The 17007-nt window shown below is 41.4% G+C and carries 15 protein-coding genes; 12 read left to right on the forward strand and 3 right to left on the reverse strand.

The window, feature by feature from the left end; all coding sequences use genetic code 11:
- Positions 1–411: 411 nt before the first annotated feature.
- Positions 412–1269, reverse strand: coding sequence for a helix-turn-helix transcriptional regulator (locus tag ACED45_RS22050; RefSeq protein ID WP_371715011.1), 858 nt, complete (start codon positions 1267–1269; stop codon positions 412–414).
- 244 nt (positions 1270–1513) lie between these two features.
- Between ACED45_RS22050 and ACED45_RS22055 the strand changes: the two genes are divergently transcribed.
- Positions 1514–1780, forward strand: a complete 267-nt coding sequence (locus ACED45_RS22055) for a hypothetical protein (protein WP_371715012.1) — start codon at positions 1514–1516, stop codon at positions 1778–1780.
- A 291-nt stretch (positions 1781–2071) separates the two neighbouring features.
- Positions 2072–2269: a hypothetical protein gene (locus ACED45_RS22060; protein ID WP_016796239.1), complete on the forward strand. Its 198-nt coding sequence runs from the start codon at positions 2072–2074 to the stop codon at positions 2267–2269.
- Between the two features lie 115 nt (positions 2270–2384).
- Here the strand turns inward: ACED45_RS22060 and ACED45_RS22065 are convergent, their stop codons facing one another.
- Positions 2385–3653: a hypothetical protein gene (locus ACED45_RS22065; RefSeq protein WP_371715013.1), complete on the reverse strand. Its 1269-nt coding sequence runs from the start codon at positions 3651–3653 to the stop codon at positions 2385–2387.
- 183 nt (positions 3654–3836) lie between these two features.
- Here ACED45_RS22065 and ACED45_RS22070 point away from each other — a divergent pair, with 183 nt between their 5' ends.
- The 7 genes from ACED45_RS22070 to ACED45_RS22100 all read left to right on the forward strand — a co-directional run bounded on the left by ACED45_RS22070 (position 3837) and on the right by ACED45_RS22100 (position 11715).
- The gene (locus ACED45_RS22070; RefSeq protein ID WP_371715014.1) at positions 3837–4994 is read left to right on the forward strand and encodes a tyrosine-type recombinase/integrase; all 1158 of its coding nucleotides are present in this window, start codon (positions 3837–3839) and stop codon (positions 4992–4994) included.
- A 10-nt stretch (positions 4995–5004) separates the two neighbouring features.
- On the forward strand, positions 5005–5184 hold the full coding sequence (locus tag ACED45_RS22075; RefSeq protein ID WP_076675770.1) for a helix-turn-helix domain-containing protein: 180 nt from the start codon (positions 5005–5007) through the stop codon (positions 5182–5184).
- Between the two features lie 376 nt (positions 5185–5560).
- Positions 5561–5986: a hypothetical protein gene (locus ACED45_RS22080; protein ID WP_371715015.1), complete on the forward strand. Its 426-nt coding sequence runs from the start codon at positions 5561–5563 to the stop codon at positions 5984–5986.
- Between the two features lie 66 nt (positions 5987–6052).
- On the forward strand, positions 6053–8746 hold the full coding sequence (locus tag ACED45_RS22085; RefSeq protein ID WP_371715016.1) for a hypothetical protein: 2694 nt from the start codon (positions 6053–6055) through the stop codon (positions 8744–8746).
- Positions 8747–9059: 313 nt separating this feature from the next.
- Complete coding sequence (locus ACED45_RS22090) at positions 9060–9743, forward strand: hypothetical protein (protein WP_371715017.1); 684 nt, start codon at positions 9060–9062, stop codon at positions 9741–9743.
- Between the two features lie 89 nt (positions 9744–9832).
- Complete coding sequence (locus ACED45_RS22095; protein WP_371715018.1) at positions 9833–10462, forward strand: hypothetical protein; 630 nt, start codon at positions 9833–9835, stop codon at positions 10460–10462.
- Positions 10463–10599: 137 nt separating this feature from the next.
- Complete coding sequence (locus ACED45_RS22100; protein ID WP_371715019.1) at positions 10600–11715, forward strand: phospholipase D family protein; 1116 nt, start codon at positions 10600–10602, stop codon at positions 11713–11715.
- 54 nt (positions 11716–11769) lie between these two features.
- Here ACED45_RS22100 and ACED45_RS22105 read toward each other — a convergent pair whose 3' ends face one another.
- Positions 11770–13137 (reverse strand): DNA adenine methylase, encoded by a 1368-nt coding sequence (locus tag ACED45_RS22105; RefSeq protein ID WP_371715020.1) that lies wholly within the window; start codon positions 13135–13137, stop codon positions 11770–11772.
- Between the two features lie 20 nt (positions 13138–13157).
- On the opposite strand from ACED45_RS22105, the gene ACED45_RS22110 reads away from it, so the two are divergent.
- The 3 genes from ACED45_RS22110 to ACED45_RS22120 all read left to right on the forward strand — a co-directional run bounded on the left by ACED45_RS22110 (position 13158) and on the right by ACED45_RS22120 (position 16632).
- Positions 13158–14348 carry a site-specific DNA-methyltransferase gene (locus ACED45_RS22110; RefSeq protein WP_371715021.1) on the forward strand — a complete coding sequence of 397 codons (1191 nt, stop codon included), beginning with the start codon at positions 13158–13160 and terminating at the stop codon, positions 14346–14348.
- 539 nt (positions 14349–14887) lie between these two features.
- On the forward strand, positions 14888–15295 hold the full coding sequence (locus tag ACED45_RS22115) for a VOC family protein (RefSeq protein ID WP_102431395.1): 408 nt from the start codon (positions 14888–14890) through the stop codon (positions 15293–15295).
- An 83-nt stretch (positions 15296–15378) separates the two neighbouring features.
- Positions 15379–16632 carry an HD-GYP domain-containing protein gene (locus ACED45_RS22120; RefSeq protein ID WP_055318946.1) on the forward strand — a complete coding sequence of 418 codons (1254 nt, stop codon included), beginning with the start codon at positions 15379–15381 and terminating at the stop codon, positions 16630–16632.
- Positions 16633–17007: the final 375 nt, after the last annotated feature.

The following is a 17007-nucleotide window of genomic DNA, read 5'->3' on the forward strand; positions in this document are numbered from 1 at the left end:
ACTCTTTACCATGCTGTTCAAAAAACACTCACGAAAGATCAACACGCCCTAGTACAACCATTTAATAGCCAATCTTCTTTGTTGAATTGAGTCATTATTGTCATTTCCTAACTTATTAATTTAATAAGCTATTGTAATGGGTGCTAATCTACTGATTTTCAAGGGTTATAGTTTGTTTCGTAGATATTTATTACTGCATGGCAATGTTCTTTGAGTCTTATTGTCAGATAGTTTCCTATTGCTATGTGGAAGCAATAGGAACCGTTAAGGTCGTTTTCTCTAGGATGCGTATAGGGAGTTGATTAGAAATGTAATTTACCCTGAAATTCTTCATGGGCATCTGTTCCTAATTAGGCACCAAGAGTGCACCTAATAGGTTGTTAAAAATTCTGAGTTAAAGCTGAGTTTTAGTTAAAGTCTATCCAGTGAGGCATACAACTCACGCATTAACTCAAGTTTCAAAGTGGTAGGTGAAAGAACCTCTATGTGTGGCATCCATTGTTTTAAAATCGGCATGATATCGCCCAACTTTGAGACTCGACTGGTAACTAACAAGCTACCATCAGGAAGCTCTTTCAATACTTGCTGATTGGGGAGAATAACACCATCAATAAAATGTGAAGCTACCTCAGCATCAATCTGTAATAACACATCTGCATTTTCAGCTGTTAACCACTCCATTCCCACTCTACGGATGTTCTCTAGTACCTTTGGTTCTGGATAGTATTTATCTTCGGTGGTGTGAATCTGGGAAACCTTAGCAAGGCGGTACGAATATAGCTGATCTGACATTACTCCACTGAGGTACCAGATCCCCCTGTCATTCACCAATCGGTATGGATGTACCTGAGTTATCAGGCGACCTTGGTAGGTAAGGTCAATGATAGCTCTAGAGGTAATCGCACTATTTATCTGAGTAAAGACACCATCAAACTTGTGAGTGTCTTCGATACGTGGATTCTTGAATAGGATGGTTGAAGCTGAGGTACTGATATTGTGCTTTGGTGGAAGCAGACTTGATAATCCTGATTCATCAAGAACACGCTGGGTGGTTGTTATGCTTGAGCTAAGTTGACTTTCTAACTGATAGCCATGTTCTGTTTTCATGATAGGAGCACTGACCAATCGCTGATTGAAGTCTCGGCGTAAGGTCTTTTCACTCACACCGTATTCTTCCATTAGCCAACTTATAGATAGCACTTCACCTCGGTATAACCGAGTCAGTATATCTCCAAGTCTTAGGGCTAGTTTTTCGCTCTTATCATTCATCTCAATATCGTAACGAACCTATTGGACGGGTTGTGTCCGTTAGATTTTTAAATCTTTCAATTCGTTACGCACTAAGAACTGGCATAGCTTTCATCAACCTAGGTGGAGCAACGGCTATACAAAATATTCAATCAATTTCATCTTGCTGGACACACCCTGTCCTTAACCCCCTTTATTCTAACAATCAATAAGTCAACAAAGGCTGCGAGCTTGAGGCTTATTCACCATTAAGGAAAAACAAAAAATGAAAAAATCAATCATCCTGCTCGGTCTAACTTCGCTATTCGCACCTTCAGTATTCGCAGGTGGCACGTTCGGTGGTAATCCGGGCGATATCTCAAAAATGAAAGAACTGCTAGAGCCACAATGGAATGGTAAAGCAGGTATTCAGAACACATCATCTTACGGTGTCATCGTGCAATGGAAAGCCGATGTCTGCGGAACAATGAATGGTCATGTCACTGATGCGACTCTATGCGGCTCAGACACCCCGAAAGGTAAAGCACAATAAGGTTTGTTGCGGAGCTTGGCTCTCGATATCTCAGTTTCGAAATTGGAACTCTCTAGGCTGAGGTATCAATGAGCTCCGCAACACTCAATCAACCAACAAGAAGGAGCCTTTAAATGGCGATTAAATCAATAACAACACTCGTTACAACTTGTCCGGCATGTGGTGAGCGTGCTTATGATGATGGTAGCTGTCAGGTGTGCGGTCACTCTCATTAGATAGTAATCGTAATTATCCAAGGGCGATATCGAGAGGTATCGCCCTTTTCGATTTCTCGAGGAAAGGAAAAACATTATGGCGAAAACACATTTTCATTCTAACTCTCAGCAGCGTTGGTTTAAGCCTAGCGTTTCAACTGGATTGAAGGGAGCACAGTACGGGACGGCTCTAGGTGCTAGGTTTGGGCCTCAAGGTGTTGTCCTTGGTGGTGCAATCGGGTTTGTCAGTGGAGCTTTAATCGGTGGTGTTCTGGATGAGTTAGACGTTCTCTAATGAAAAAAGTAGAGGTGGTTTTTCCTCTACTTTTTTCTTTATCGTAATTTGTGTTTTTGGCTTTCCCTTATCTCATTGGGCTTTTTCCCCTGTGATCTCTTAGGCCGTTGGGGAATTAATAACACTCCAAATTCGCACTACCATCCGTTACCTCGATCATCGGTATATCACTGTCGCTATCTACTTCTGCAAGTATGAGGTCTTTGCGCTGCTTTAGATTGAACACCGATAGCCGCTCATGAAACTGATACCAAGTAAGCTCAATGTTGCGAGTATCAGTCCCACCTGTTTTGGAAACGATGTTTACTTGTGTGCTTGATAGGGGGGCTTCTTTCACTATCAAGTATTCCTTATCTGGAAGTTTCTCATTCCATACATAATCAGGCTTGAATACTGGCGTACTTCCGAAGGGCGTGTTGATCTGTCTAATCTCTTGCTTGAGCTTTAAGGCATAACGACAACGGTCACCGTCTTTGTCTTTGAAGTCTATGTAGAGCGTACAAACCTTAGCCTCTTTCTGTATACCAAGGGTGTACTTGTATTCGTCGTGTTTAAGCTTGTCACTTTCGAAGAATGGGTTGTCCCGTAGGTGTAATTTGCAAGGGATATAGCCGATGTGGTTGTAGGGCTTGAGCAGCAAAGTCATTTCTATCGGATCTTCTTCAATCTTACCTGTGGCTATCGTAGTGAACAAAGCCGCATGAAAAGGTTTGTTCTTTGTTTTGGGCAGTACGGAATCCTTGCTTATGTTCTTACGGAACCATCTTTTGGTCGGTTCAATTAGGTGCTTTTCATTTGCTGGCGAGTAACTTTGGAGTATTTGCAAGATGATCTCTAAGCACTCATCTTCGTACTTCGTCTCGTCATTGGCCAGTTCATTCACTTTGGCGATAAATGCTTGGTTCATCTCGTACCATAGTGGGAACAGGGTACTCTTGATAGAAAACGTTACCGGGACATGCGTGTATGCTTTGGCATGATTATCATTAATTTTCTCGTACATTTCAGCCTGTGTATTTCGCGTTTCATCCTCACTTTTCTTGAACGGCTTTACGGCGAGTGGACGGTACGGGTAATCTTCGACAATATTGTTTTTGTTGATAGCGATGTGGATATCAATTGTATTATCGAGTTGATCGATAGCCGGTTTTACGGAGTGCTTTTTTACGAACAAAGAATGTGCAGATTTGTTTGTAAAACGTGCATTGATACCTGCCTTAGCACAAGCGAGGGAGAGTTGGTTGGTGACCTTATCGAAACTTAAACCGAGTAGGTCTTTAAGCGTCTCAATCAGCTCATGTTTTTGATGAGATGTCTTTAGGCTATCGCGATGAATATGTAGATTGATGATCTTATCGATGTAGTAAGTCTTTTTTCTTGGCATGTCAAATCAAACAAATGTGTTCCTTGTCGAGTACTTTACTCTTTCTTATCCTCTTATGTCTCCTAGGTTTTTACTTCAATGGTGGCGTTGTGGGTTATTGGATGCGCTACCTCATCCGAAACTTTCAAGATAGCGAAAACAATAACTTAGTGCTCACGATTTACTTATATGGAGTGAGATATTGTGAGCACTACACCGATAGAAATGAACAAGAAGGTACTCAATGCGTTGCCTCGTCCTGCTAAGGGCGAGCAAGGTATTGAGTATCCTTGGAAGAAAAACCCCCGATTGCGCGTACTTGTGACAGCGAAGAGTATGCGCTGGATAGTTCGCTTTGGCTGGAAGGGAAAGCGTTATTACGAGTCGTTTGGGACTTGCCCCGAAATGAAGTTTGCTGAATTCAATCAGTTGGCTTACCAATTTATCGCTGATGTTCAATCTGGGGCATACCAGAAGGGGGCGCGTTTGACGGTTCAACAGTTCTTTGATGACGTTGTGCTTCCATACAGCCGTAACCACCACCGTGATTCTAAGACCTTCTTATCTCGCTCTAAACGCGTAATGGCTGCGTTTGGTAAAGAGCGTGTTACGGACGTGACTCGTCGTGATGTTGAACGGTTTCTCAATTCACTTACTGACTTAAGTAATGGGTCCATTAACCGTTATCACGCCTTCTTATCGAAATTTTTCTCGATGACAGTTGACCATGAAATTATCGACAAAAGTCCAGTAAAGGGTATTAAAAAGCTGGTGGAGAATAACCAGAAAGACCGAGTGTTGTCCTCTATAGAGATGGAAAGCTTTTGTCGTCATGCGTGTGCTGAGCCTAACTTCATTCATGCCTATGCGTTGATGCTTAGTCTGTTAACTGGTATGCGTATTGGTAACGTCATTAGTCTTTCTCGTTCCATGTTAGCTAACGATCTATCGTCTGCTTTATTGCCGATGACTAAATCCGGTAAATCGCAGCGAATTTATTTCTCTGAGCCTGCACAACGTCTTGTCCGAAAGTGCCTCAAGGTTTCTTTTAATGATTGGGTGTTCCCCTCGTTAAAGAACCAAGGTGAGCACATTGCCTATCCGCGCGCTTGTATGGAACGCATTCAGCAAGCCATGAAGCAAGAAGGTTGTCTAGAAGCGGCTTTTACTATCCACGATCTTCGTAGAACTCAAGCGACTCAAATGTTGCATGTAACGAACGACATTCGACTCGTTCAGCAAAGTCTTGGTCATTCCAATGTGAGTGTTACCGAGCGTTACGCTTATTACCAAAACACTCATCTAGCGCAAGCCTCTCAGCAGACCGTTGACGCTATGCTACCTAACTTACAAATCGATTAAGGAGTTCGATATGTCCAGAGTAATAACTATTGAAGAATTTGCTGAAATGTACGGCTTAAACCCTGCAACTGTCCGAACCAATGTGACTCGTAACCCTAAGAGTTTACCGCCAGTGATGCGCATAGGTCGTAGTGTACGCTTCTTGCGTAGTGAGGTTGAGCGTTGGGAAAAAGAGATGACAATGCATTAACACAACAATATCTCTCAATACAGATAAAAGCCCAAAGGCGTCCGTTAGGGCGTCTTTGGGCTTTTTAGTGCGCACTTATAAAAATCAAACAAAAGTGTACCTAACCTTGATCTTTTTACTATCACAGCCTTGACGAGTGATATTTCTTCTAGCTCCTTTCGTGACTTAGGTTCTGCGCTTAAGCTTCACTGTTTTTTTGATCGGTGGGTTAATTGTTTTGTGGCTTATCGACTCGATTCCCTTCTTAGTTGAATGCTTTCTTTCATCTCTAATATGTACCTCAGCAACGCAGCGGTTCTCTCGCTTGCTTGTTTTGAGGGGGCAGCGAGCTTCTTCGCTGTTCTTTAACAATTCAATTTTTAGAAGGAAAAGAAAAATGAACGCAATGTTTGTAAAAACAAGATCTGGTGTCGCGAATGTGGCTAATGGCAAAACAGTATTGCCGTCTGATGATCGTTTAGTGGTTTTGGACAAGACTTGTAATTTGATTATTAACGAGTCTGGTGATCAGGTTGGTGAGCTATTCGATAAGATCTTAAAAGCGGTGAAGCCAGAGAAAGGTAAGTGCTTAATGTTGGAAAGCGGCGGTTGGATTCACGCAAGTGCAATCTCTAATGCTTTCATTTCAGGTAAGTCCGGTGCGCTTCTGATTACAGCGATGAATAGCGATAACCTCTTAGCGATGTTCACTCCCGAAGAATATTCAGATCTAGATGGTTTGCGAGATGCGATTGTTGATGCACTGATAGCGTTCTCTGAAGGTAAGGATTTACCAACAGTGAAGTGGTCAGAGTATCGATAAAACCTATCTTTAACCCTTTCTAAAAGATGCCTTCGGGCATCTTTTTGCGTATCTGGAGTAAACCTAATGAGTGAAAGTTTTGATTGGTTAGAGCAGGCTTCTGACTTAAGTATGGATAACCTAGCAACATCAGGTTGGACTGAGGAAGAGGCGGCAAGTTCTTGGGATGAAGCTCAACCGAGTGAGCCCACTTCTTTTGATAGCGTTAAGCGCAAAGCTAAACCGCTGGTGGGGCGCAAACCCAAAAAGAAGAAACAAACCAAGCGCAAAAAGCGAAAAGCGACACCGTTCTTTGATCGCCCCGTGATAGCCATGGATACTGAGTATGTAGAGTCTGAATGCGGAACCTACAACCGTATATTGAGCTACCAATTTGCTGTTCTATTCAAGGACAAACTATCAACGATAATCTTGTTTCCTGAATCGACTAAAAAGTCAGGACGACTAGCACTGGACAAATGCTTGGTTCAGGCTATTGAAAAAGCGATGGAAGATGAAGTACTTGATAAGTGGCCGACTGACATCATTTTGTGTGCTCACTGGTTATCGGCGGATTTGTTTAACTTCAGCCAAGCCTTTGATCAGTTAAAGACCTACGTAAAAGGGTTGCGTAAGACGGTAGCGAGCCTTGATGATGTTTATGGTCTTGATCTGGACAAAGTCATGTCACGTCGCATTGATAAAGAGCCTCTCAATGTTCATGACAAATCCCGCAACCGACACACCTTGTATATCACGTTCTACGACACCATGTTGCTTTCGCCCAATGGATCGTCACTAGCCTCTGTCGGAGAGCTATTGAAGATTCCAAAGGTAGAAATTCCAGAGCAGTACTCTATCTCTCGAATGGATGAGTTTCTGGAAGCACAACCGGAGAAATTTGCTGAGTATGCAATAACTGATTCAATTATCAGTGCTCGTCATTTCGAGCGGGTTTCTTCCTTCTGTCAAAATACACTCGGTCTAAATTCGGTTCCGTTTACCATTGGTGGTATTGCCGTTAAAGCCTTTGTGAATAGCTTGGATGATAAGCGCGGTTATCGTGGTTTGTTTGGCTTTGAGAAGGTGACTAAAGAAGTGTGGCCTTCTGACCGAAGTAAACCGCTAACCATTACACGGGATATTCCTGTAACGGCTCGTATGACATTAGAGCATTTTTCGACCATGGCTTACCATGGAGGTCGAAATGAATCATTTATTGCTGGCCCGACAGGTATAGATACTTGGCGTGATTACGATGTTCCATCGTGTTATTCGGCGATTACGCTTGGTTTGCGTGAGCTTGCATACGATCAGATGTACATGACCAAAGATCTTAATGAGTTATTTGGTGATAAATGTGCTTTGGCTTGGGTTGATTTTTCCTTTCCTGAAGGGACTCGTTTGCCAAGCTTAGCCGTGCGATCTGACTATGGATTGGTATTTCCAATATCTGGCGAGACGTATTGTACAGGTCATGAACTTGAAGTCGCCTATAACCAAGGGGCTGAAATAACTATAAAACAAGCATTTGTAGTTCCTTGGGCGAATGATAAGCGTATCTTTGAGCCATTTATGAAGTGGGGTCGAGAACGTAGAAAGTCATTCGTCAAAGGAAGTTTTGACGAAAAATTGACCAAGGAAATGTTGAATAGTTGTTACGGAAAATTGGCGCAGTCATTGCGTCCGAAGACCGCGTTTGATATCCAAGCTGGCTATTCTAAGCAGTTACCACCATCCACTCTAACCAACCCTTTCTTTGCTGCCTATACCACAGGGCTTGCTCGTGCCTTATTGGGGGAAATGTTACATAGTATCCCCGATGATAAGGTCGTAGTGTCTGTTACAACGGATGGGTTCTTAACCAATACAGAGTTGGATGAGATTGATCTCAATGGTGTTATTTGTCGGCGGTTCCGTGACCTTTACCATCGTATTGATCCATCTAAAGGTGAAGTGTTGGAGTTAAAGCATCAAGCTGAGCAATTAATTGGTGCGAAAACTCGTGCTCAATATACGGTTATCGAAAGTGAAGGTTTTGAGCCGATACTGGCGAAAGGTGGCGTTAAGGTCGCTCCGATGGTTTCTGACCAAAGTGCTTACATGGTGAACAAGTATCTCACCCGAAAGCCCGGTGACAAAGTTGATGGTAGCTACCTAACACCGAACCGGATGCGCTTTTTAGAGCATAAGGATTTGATGCTTGAGAAGCGGTCTATCTATCTGAACATGGAGTTCGACCAGAAACGAGAAATGTTGAATCCGGTGATGGTTGACGTGAAAGGACGTCAACATATCGCACTTGAAACCAAGCCGCACAAGTCGTTGGATGAAATGTTGTTTACGCGATTGCGTTTTGATCGCTGGCGTAAGTCTCATGTTCTAAAAGATTTTGATGATTGGTGTTCGTGGCAAGATCGCTTGGTAATGGCAGAAAGTACCAGTCACAAGGATGTTCGTTTAAAGGTTGATGAGACCTCAGACACTTTGATGGCACGCTTATTCTTGCGGTTCTACGCTCAAGAGCAAGGTGGTATGAATAAGAAACAGATTACCGCCAAAGCATTAGCTGAGTGGATGACTGATATTGGGTATCCAACCAAAGCGACCGCAGTTCGTAGTGCTAAGAACGCCAAATTGATTGAAGGCGCTGTACCGATGACTGAGCTGACTACCAAGTTAGCTCGCTTAATAGTCTCGAAGTTTCCTGACTTCGAAGTTGAAATCCTCTTCGACCCTGAATCTCGTTCCTCACTACGAGAAGCTCTCAACGCCCGTTGAGATCGTAAATATTGACCTATCGAAAGCCCTTTTTCAAAGGGCTTTTTCTTTATGTGTTGAGTTTGACCGTAGGGGAGATAATAGGGGATATGACATCTCAAATTTAAGCAGTAATGGAGATATCAAACATTTTCGTACCTTTTACTGCTAATGCTTCCCCTGAAACCCCTTGCGAGATGGTGGCTACGATCAAAACCTGATCGGTTTACGCTTAATTCTAAAGGGCTCCTCTCCAACTCAATACCCCTAAAAAATCTAGTTAAATCGATGATGCCACAACGTCGTGGTGATCTTGAAAAATATAGGACCAGTTATGTCTAAAACTAAATATTATGCTGCATTTAACAATAAGCTTGCTGCGATTGTCACTTCACATGAAGAAGCTAAAGAGATCTATGACAATGAACCGGGTGGTCATAATCGTAAATTCAATACTTATGCTGAAGCTGAGGTTTATCTACTTGAAAAGATTAAAGAGCGTGATAGCCGATTAAAGTTTAACAAACCTAAACGTGGAAAACGTAACCCATATCATAAGAAGCCTACTGCTATGCAATTACTGGGAATTACCACTGACAGTTTAGAAGTGAAGCCAGCTAAGGCAACTAAGCGAGTACTAACTTGCTACTTCGGTGGTAAGAATGCCGATTCAACCATTACAGGCTCTGATGGAAAGAGTGAGATTGTTGCTCTGAGTTCTGGTGCTACTGCCAAGCTGAAATATCTAGAGCTGGCTCATGCAGCAATTCAGTATGCTGATAACGCAATAAATGGTGGTGTGAATAGTGTCGAAGTTTGGGGTATTGATGATTCGGTGCTTGTCACTCTGAATGAATGGGCTCCTAGATACCGCGAACGTGGTTGGGTTAATTCATACGATAAGCCTGTTGCTCATCGTGAAGTTATCGAACCTATGTTGGCTCTGTATGAAAAGCTAGGCAATAAAGTGAAACTGAACTCTGGTGAGCAACCAGCAGATAACGGCGCACCATTCTAATTAGAAATTAAGTAGCCCTACAGGGCTGAGAGGCTTGTCCTCTCGGCTCCTGTAGGGTTTTGACTATCTGAATTACAGGAATAATACCGATGAAAAACACCGAAACATTGACCGTAGAAGGTCTTACATTCACCTCTCGCACAGCTGCTGCGCGTCACTATGGCTTAAACCCCAAATTGGTTAATGAGCGCGTTACCAAGTTCGGCTGGACACTAGAGCAAGCTCTTGAACTGGAAGCACGCCCTAAAGGCGATTACCGCAAGAAAGTTGTTATAGACGGCACAGAGTACCCAAGTATGCGTCAGGCTGCTAAAGAGCTTGGTGTGGCACAAAGTACGCTGATGAATCGCATGAAGGCTTGCATTGGCGTAGAGGAGGCATTGTCTGGTTCGCACGCCGAGCGTGAGAAGTTGAAAGGTCAATCTAAGCCGATGTTCTATCAAGGTAAGCTCTACCCTTCTGCGCGTCATTTGTTGCTTTCTAATCCTGCACTGGTTGCTGGTGGGGATTTAAGTAAGGCTGTTACTTCGCTGAATGACAAGGCTCGTCGTGCTAAGAACAAAGGTGAGATTGAGAATCTGTCGATTGATGAGGTATCAGTTAAGTATGATTTGCCGAAGATAAGGTTTGTTGATCAATTTGATGGTTGGATATTGTCGCTAAGAAAGACAGATACAAAGGAAGGGGTAGAATTTTTGTCTATTGAGTTAGTCAATTAAAGAAGCACTCTACTGTTGTGAGATCACACAAGCGGTTACTCCTACTATTTTGACAATTAGAACTTTAGGTAAGGGGTTGATATTGCTTGTGGATGCAATATTATGCAGATATGTGCATTTGCTATGGAGTATTAACAATGACCTTCTGCATTCAAGATCCTAATGGTTTTAGTCAACACGTTCTACACGAGTCAATCCTGAAAGTAATGGAAAATGCTGAAGCAGGTGGCGGAGCATTTGCTTTTGCGTCAAAAGATGGCGTTGACCTATTACTCGGTAGTGAAGAATTTAGACAATTTATCGAGAAAGGACCATTTTTACTTATTGTAGGGATCGATGAGATCACCAACCAAAATGCAGTATCCGTACTCTTAGAATATCAAGCTAGCTATCCCAACTTAACTGTAAAGGCTTTCTATCATAACAACAAGGGGCGTTTGTTTCATCCTAAGTTTCTGTGGGTTAAAAAAGGAGATGAACAAGGTAGTATTATTACTGGTTCTGGAAACCTGACAACGAGGGGGCTAAGGGATAATTGGGAAGCTTACTATGTTGATCATATTACAGGTAGAAAGTTTGAAGATACAATGTTGTATTGGGACTCTTGGATTAATGGCCACGCTAACTTTCTTCTTGATTTAGGTGAAGATCTTGTCACTGAGAGAGTAAAGAATAATAAGTTCAGACGAACTGCACGTAAATCTCATTCCGATGAGCAAGTCGAAAGCTTTACTCCTGAAGTTATAAAACCCTCAGGTGAGCATTATATTAAGAATGAGCGGGTCTTACTCTTGGAGTGGCCGAAAGGACGAACTGGTGCAAATGCTTATAGTCAGGTTAATTTCGGTAAAGAATTATTTGAAACCTATTTTCAAATTGATATCGATGGTGAGCAAAAAGATCATTACTTTCAGAAGATAAGTGACGATGGAAGTGTGGATGCTACAGAGGTTCGACCTCCTGTTATCAAACTTGTAAGTACAAACTTTAATTTTGAACTAGACGCTCCGAAAGGGAGAGGTGGAGAAGACGGTCAACCTATAGGTGTCTTTGTTGAAATAGGAACAAGAACTTATAGATATGTATTTAAAATGCCTACTGATAACTACTATGATGAGTTGAAAGATTTATTGGAACAGAATGTGGAAGTTAAGGGTAATAAAAAAAGGCGCTTTATAACTAATGAAGATGTTATTGTTGATGCTTTGCCAGAAGGTGAGTTTTTATTCTCATTGATCGGTGATGAGATGTGAGTTAGGTAGAGTTGGCACATATTTGACTGTACTATGTGCCAACTCTACATATTATTATTTGAAGATAAGAAATAACTCAGCTTCGTCAGAAGCTTCTAAATGCTTTGAAGAGTGATTTAATTTGCTATGACGTAATTCTCCAGCACTAATGCAATCAATATTGGAAAAGTATTTTTTACCTAATTTGTTAATGGTATCAATATCCATTACTCTAGGATGTGTCTTACTCTCGTTGCTAAATGGAGAGTAAGATAATATTAGAGAGGCACCAGAGTTTCTTGTAAGAGAAAACAGTCTCTCAAATGCATTTGGTGCTTTAGAGCGAATGCAAAAAGGTGACTGATGTCTATTTTCGCGATAAATACCTCGACTGTACTTTACCTCTCCGTGTATCTTAGTTGTAGATATGTTGGGAGAGTCCTGCAACGCTAAAGTTTCTAATACATGATAGAATCGGCTGTAGTGATCTCTTGTATAAGGAGGATCAGCATATACCACTTTAATATCATTACTCTCTTTTAGACAATCACCAAAGTCTAGTCTTGTAGCACTATTCTTATATCTTTTTGAACTAGAATCTATATATCTAAATAGAAATTTTTCATATGTGCTCATTACATCAATTTCTCTATCTTTCGAAATTGACTTTGCCAAATTATTTTTAGGTCTACCATCTTTATATCGAGGTCTAATTGGTTGAGCAAAATGTTTACCTACGCTATTAACTACCTCACTCACTGTACTAAGAAGCGCAGCTAAGTATATATCTTTTGGTATGTTTTTAAGTAACGATATTTCGTAGGCAATTAGATCAATATCGACCGCTTGTCTATATGAAAAGTAGACGCCGCCGAAATACTTCGTTGCGATGAAATTATTTGATTGAAGAACCTTTGCATCATCTAGTCTTTGTTTTGCACTCTGTAATGTATCATATAAAGGACTTTCTTTTGTTGCATCACCAGCCATTATAGAGCCCGACTCTATGATGTCACATAAAAGGCGATTATCACCCTCAAAAGATTCTTTGATTGCGCTGGTTTCGATGTTAATCAGTGGAGTGATGCAGTTTTCACTAAGTTCGTGAAAGCGTGAATTACGACAAGACACCAAAAATTCTTCCGCTTTTGGTATGCCTGAGGTAGAGCACAGTAGTGCACTGTTGATTACACGGGAATACTCTTGGATATCATTAGCTGTGACAGAGTATTTGTTGGACAAAAAGTTAGAAACAGTGCCAGAGCCGCTAAACAGATCAACAATGTGATCCCCATTAGATGCAAGGTTTGACATTATGTCGTCAATTTGCTCGAGAACTCTTAGTTTGCTACCTAGGTAATGAATGGGTCTGAATATGTCATTTTTACTTTCATCAATTTTATCGCATGATAGAATTGGATCTAAATTTAGCTGCTCAAGCATCGCCTAACTCTTTGATTTTAATGGATAACATGACTGATAATAAGCAAGTTTCTCCGAAGGTGTTGTATGACGCTCCTTCAAACCGATCAATTGTACACGGTTGCAATAAGGATGTGCTACCTCTTTTGTCATTGTCAAAGGCAAATTCGGTACAATGTATATACCTAGATCCGCCTTATAATAATGGTGATAAATACAACCACTATGAAGATAACCTTGAGCATGAGGATTGGCTGAATGAAATGGAGAAAACTTTGTTTCTATTCAAGCCTCTAATGAAAGAGACTGGTAGTGTATGGATCTCTATTGACGATAATGAAATGCACTACCTAAAGGTTGTTGCCGACCGTGTTTTTGGTAGAAAGAACTTTGTGACAACGATTGTTTGGCAGCAAAGAACTACAAGGGAAAATCGGAAAGTATTTTCTAACAACCACGAGTATATCCTTGTTTATGCGAAAGATTTAAGTGCTTTCTCTAAGTGCCGAAATGCTTTGCCCCCTTCAGAAGAGCAACTGGCTAGATATAAAAACCCTGATAATGATCCGAGAGGTCCATGGCAGTCAGTTTCTCTCAATGTGCAAGATGGACATGCTACTAAAAATCAGTTCTACACCATTGTTGCTCCCAACGGTAAGGAGCATACTGCACCTAAAGGTAGGTGCTGGGCTTATAATAAACAAAGAATGGAGAAAGAGATTGAAGAGGGAAATCTCTGGTTTGGTGTTAAAGGTGATGGTGTTCCAAGACGGAAAAAGTTTCTTCGTGATAGTAAGTTGAGTCTTACACCTGAAACTCTTTGGTTTGGCGAAGACGTAGGTACTAACAAGCAGGCCAAGAAGCATATAAAGGAGCTGTTTTCTGACAAAGCTCTTTTCGATACACCTAAACCAGAGAGTTTGATAGGTCGAATCTTGGAAATCGCGACTAATGAAGGTGACTTAATCCTAGACCCATATCTAGGCTCAGGTACCGCTGCGGCGACAGCTCATAAGATGAATAGAAACTATATTGGTATAGAGGTCGGTGAGCATGCCATTACACACTGTGTAGATAGGATGAAAATGGTCATTGATGGTGAGAGTGGTGGTATATCGGAAACCCAATCATGGAATGGTGGAGGTGAGATGTCATATTATTGTTTGTGCTCTAATGACAAAGCTGGTCGTTTTCGTCTTCTTGGAGATTATAAATCTGTAAAGATGGTTTGATACTACTTAGTTTATCTCGTGCTCAAACCTTGAAAACTAAATCCAACAGAATCATATTTCATGGTCTTTAATATCTAACAAGATCCTAGTAAATACAGCTAGTTAAAAGACCATGTGAGGTATTCAAAATCCGTTGCCTTCGGGCGTGGCGGTTCAAGTCCGCCTACCGGTACCATATTTAGATAAAGCCCTGATCAGAAATGGTCGGGGCTTTGTTGTATCTTGAGTATGGAAAACGTTGCCTCGCGGTAGCGGCAGGAATGCCTGTCCAATCGGTCCGCCTAAACCGGTACCATATTTTAAGATAGAGCCTCAACGAAAGTTGGGGGTTTGTTGTATCTGGAGTCTGGAAAGCGTTGCCTTCGCGGTAGCGGCAGGAATGCTTGTCCAATCAGTCAGATCTTGCTGTTTCATTCCTAAATCTCGCAGTTTCACTTCGTAATTTCATTTCCTAATAAATTAATCATCTTAAATCATACTGTTACCTGTCATTCCTTCTTCTATTGTCTATGTTTAAGTAAATAACAGAGGAGAGAGATATGCTGACAGTAACCCCTTACTTGTTTTTTGACGGTCGTTGTAGTGAAGCGTTGGATTTTTATCATAAGTGTTTCGGCGGTGTGGTTTTATCGAAGCAACTTTTTAGTGATGCACCACAAGTAATAGAGGGAGCTCAACCTGATTGGGTCATGCATGCTGAGTTCGAAGCATTTGGTATGAAGCTGATGATGTCTGATGGTGTTAAGGCAAAAGAGCTAGAAGGGAACAACCTAGCACTTTCTCTTGTTACAGATGATACCGCGACCCAAGAACAGATCTTTGAAAAGCTAAAGCAAGATGGACGCGTAATGACGCCGTTAGCGGATACTTTTTGGGGCGCTCGGTTTGGTAAGGTTGAAGATAAGTTTGGGATACGCTGGATGGTGCATTGCGATTCTTTAAATTGAACCCGTGAAATTGGATAGTGAAATTGCTGCTTGGTTTTATTAGAATTATAAATAGAGATTATTAATCAATATTATATATAAAAATGGGCAGCATAAAGATTACCGTAGATCGCATTCAGCCCGGTCTGCATATACGACTCCCCGTAAAATGGAATGAACACCCATTTTTATTCAACAGCTTCAAAATCAAAGATGACGCCCAAGTCAAGGTAATTCGACATCTTGGGATTAAGCACGTCTATATAAACTTGAATCAAAGCGATACATCTCCTCTACCTGCTAACCATGTTATTGAGCAAGAAGCCGATACTGACTTACAAGTAAGCCTTGAAGCGGAAAGAATGTGGAAAGATAAGCATGAACGTATCGAAACTTTAAGCTCTTATCGTCGCAGAGTGAGTCATTGCGAGAAAGAGTTCGAACGTTCGCTGGCCCGAATGCGCTCTGTGATGACCAAGATCCGTAACCGACCTTTAGATGCAGTAGGGGAGGTAAAAGCTCTGGTTGATGACATTGTCGAAACATTAGTAAGCGATGATAACGTCACATTGCACCTTATGAATGCTAAAGCTGATTTTGAAGACATCTACTTTCATACATTGAATGTTTCTGTTGTCGCGCTGATGATAGGTAAAGCTAAAGGTTACAATACGCAGCAATTAAAAGATCTTTCCTTCGCAGCGTTGTTCCACGATGTAGGCAAAATCAAAATACCAGTCGCTATATTAAGAAAGCAGAGTGCGCTTACGGTACCAGAAGAGAACTACTTAAAGCTTCACACTAAATATGGTGCAGATATTGTTTCAACAATTGATGACTTTCCTGAAAGGGCCAAAAAGGTGATTGCTCAACATCATGAGATGAATGATGGTTCTGGTTATCCCGAAGGCTTAAAAGAAGATGAGATAGATGAATTTGCCAAGATAGTCGCAGTGGCTAATGCATTTGATAACCTTTGCCATGGTAAAACGCAATCTCAACAAATGATCCCGTATCTGGCACTGTCCCATTTATATAAAAGCTGCAAGCATTTATATAGCCAAGATAACTTGGGGCTATTAGTTAAGTTCATGGGAGTCTACCCACCAGGAACCGTAGTACAGCTTTCAAATGATTCGATTGGGGTTGTGATATCCGTTAACGCTAAACATATGCTTTATCCAAATGTACTTATCTATGATCCTAGCGTGCCAAGAACCCAAGCCCCGATTATTGACCTCTTTATTAAAGAGATAAAAATCGTCAATGCCGTTCATCCAAGTAAATTACCGGAACAAGTGAGAGAGTATCTAAACCCAAGAGCTCGTTTATCTTATTTTTTTGATAACGGGGAGTAGTTATCCACAAGGTGTTGTGGGTAATTTGTTCGAAACTTGGGGTGAAAATGGTATAAATAAGCCCTTGGTTGAAATATCTCCGCTTAACCTCTTTTTTCAATAAAAAACACATTTAATGCTTGCCAATGAGAGCGGCATCTCTATAATGCCGCCTCACTGACACGGTAGACGCCACAAGGCTTCAGCGCAGAATGTTAGTAAAGGCAACTAGCTTTGAGTGATTATTCGCTCCTACTTTTAGAAAGTAGAAATTAATTCCAAATAAGTGTTTGACACTGAGAATTAAGTCGCTAGAATGGCCGCCTCTTTCGAAGTGATGCAAGTCACAACGAAGAGAAGCTCTTTAACAATTTAAACCTATCAATCTGTGTGGGC

The organism is Vibrio crassostreae (assembly GCF_041439375.1).
In the GTDB taxonomy this organism is placed as follows: domain Bacteria; phylum Pseudomonadota; class Gammaproteobacteria; order Enterobacterales; family Vibrionaceae; genus Vibrio; species Vibrio crassostreae_D.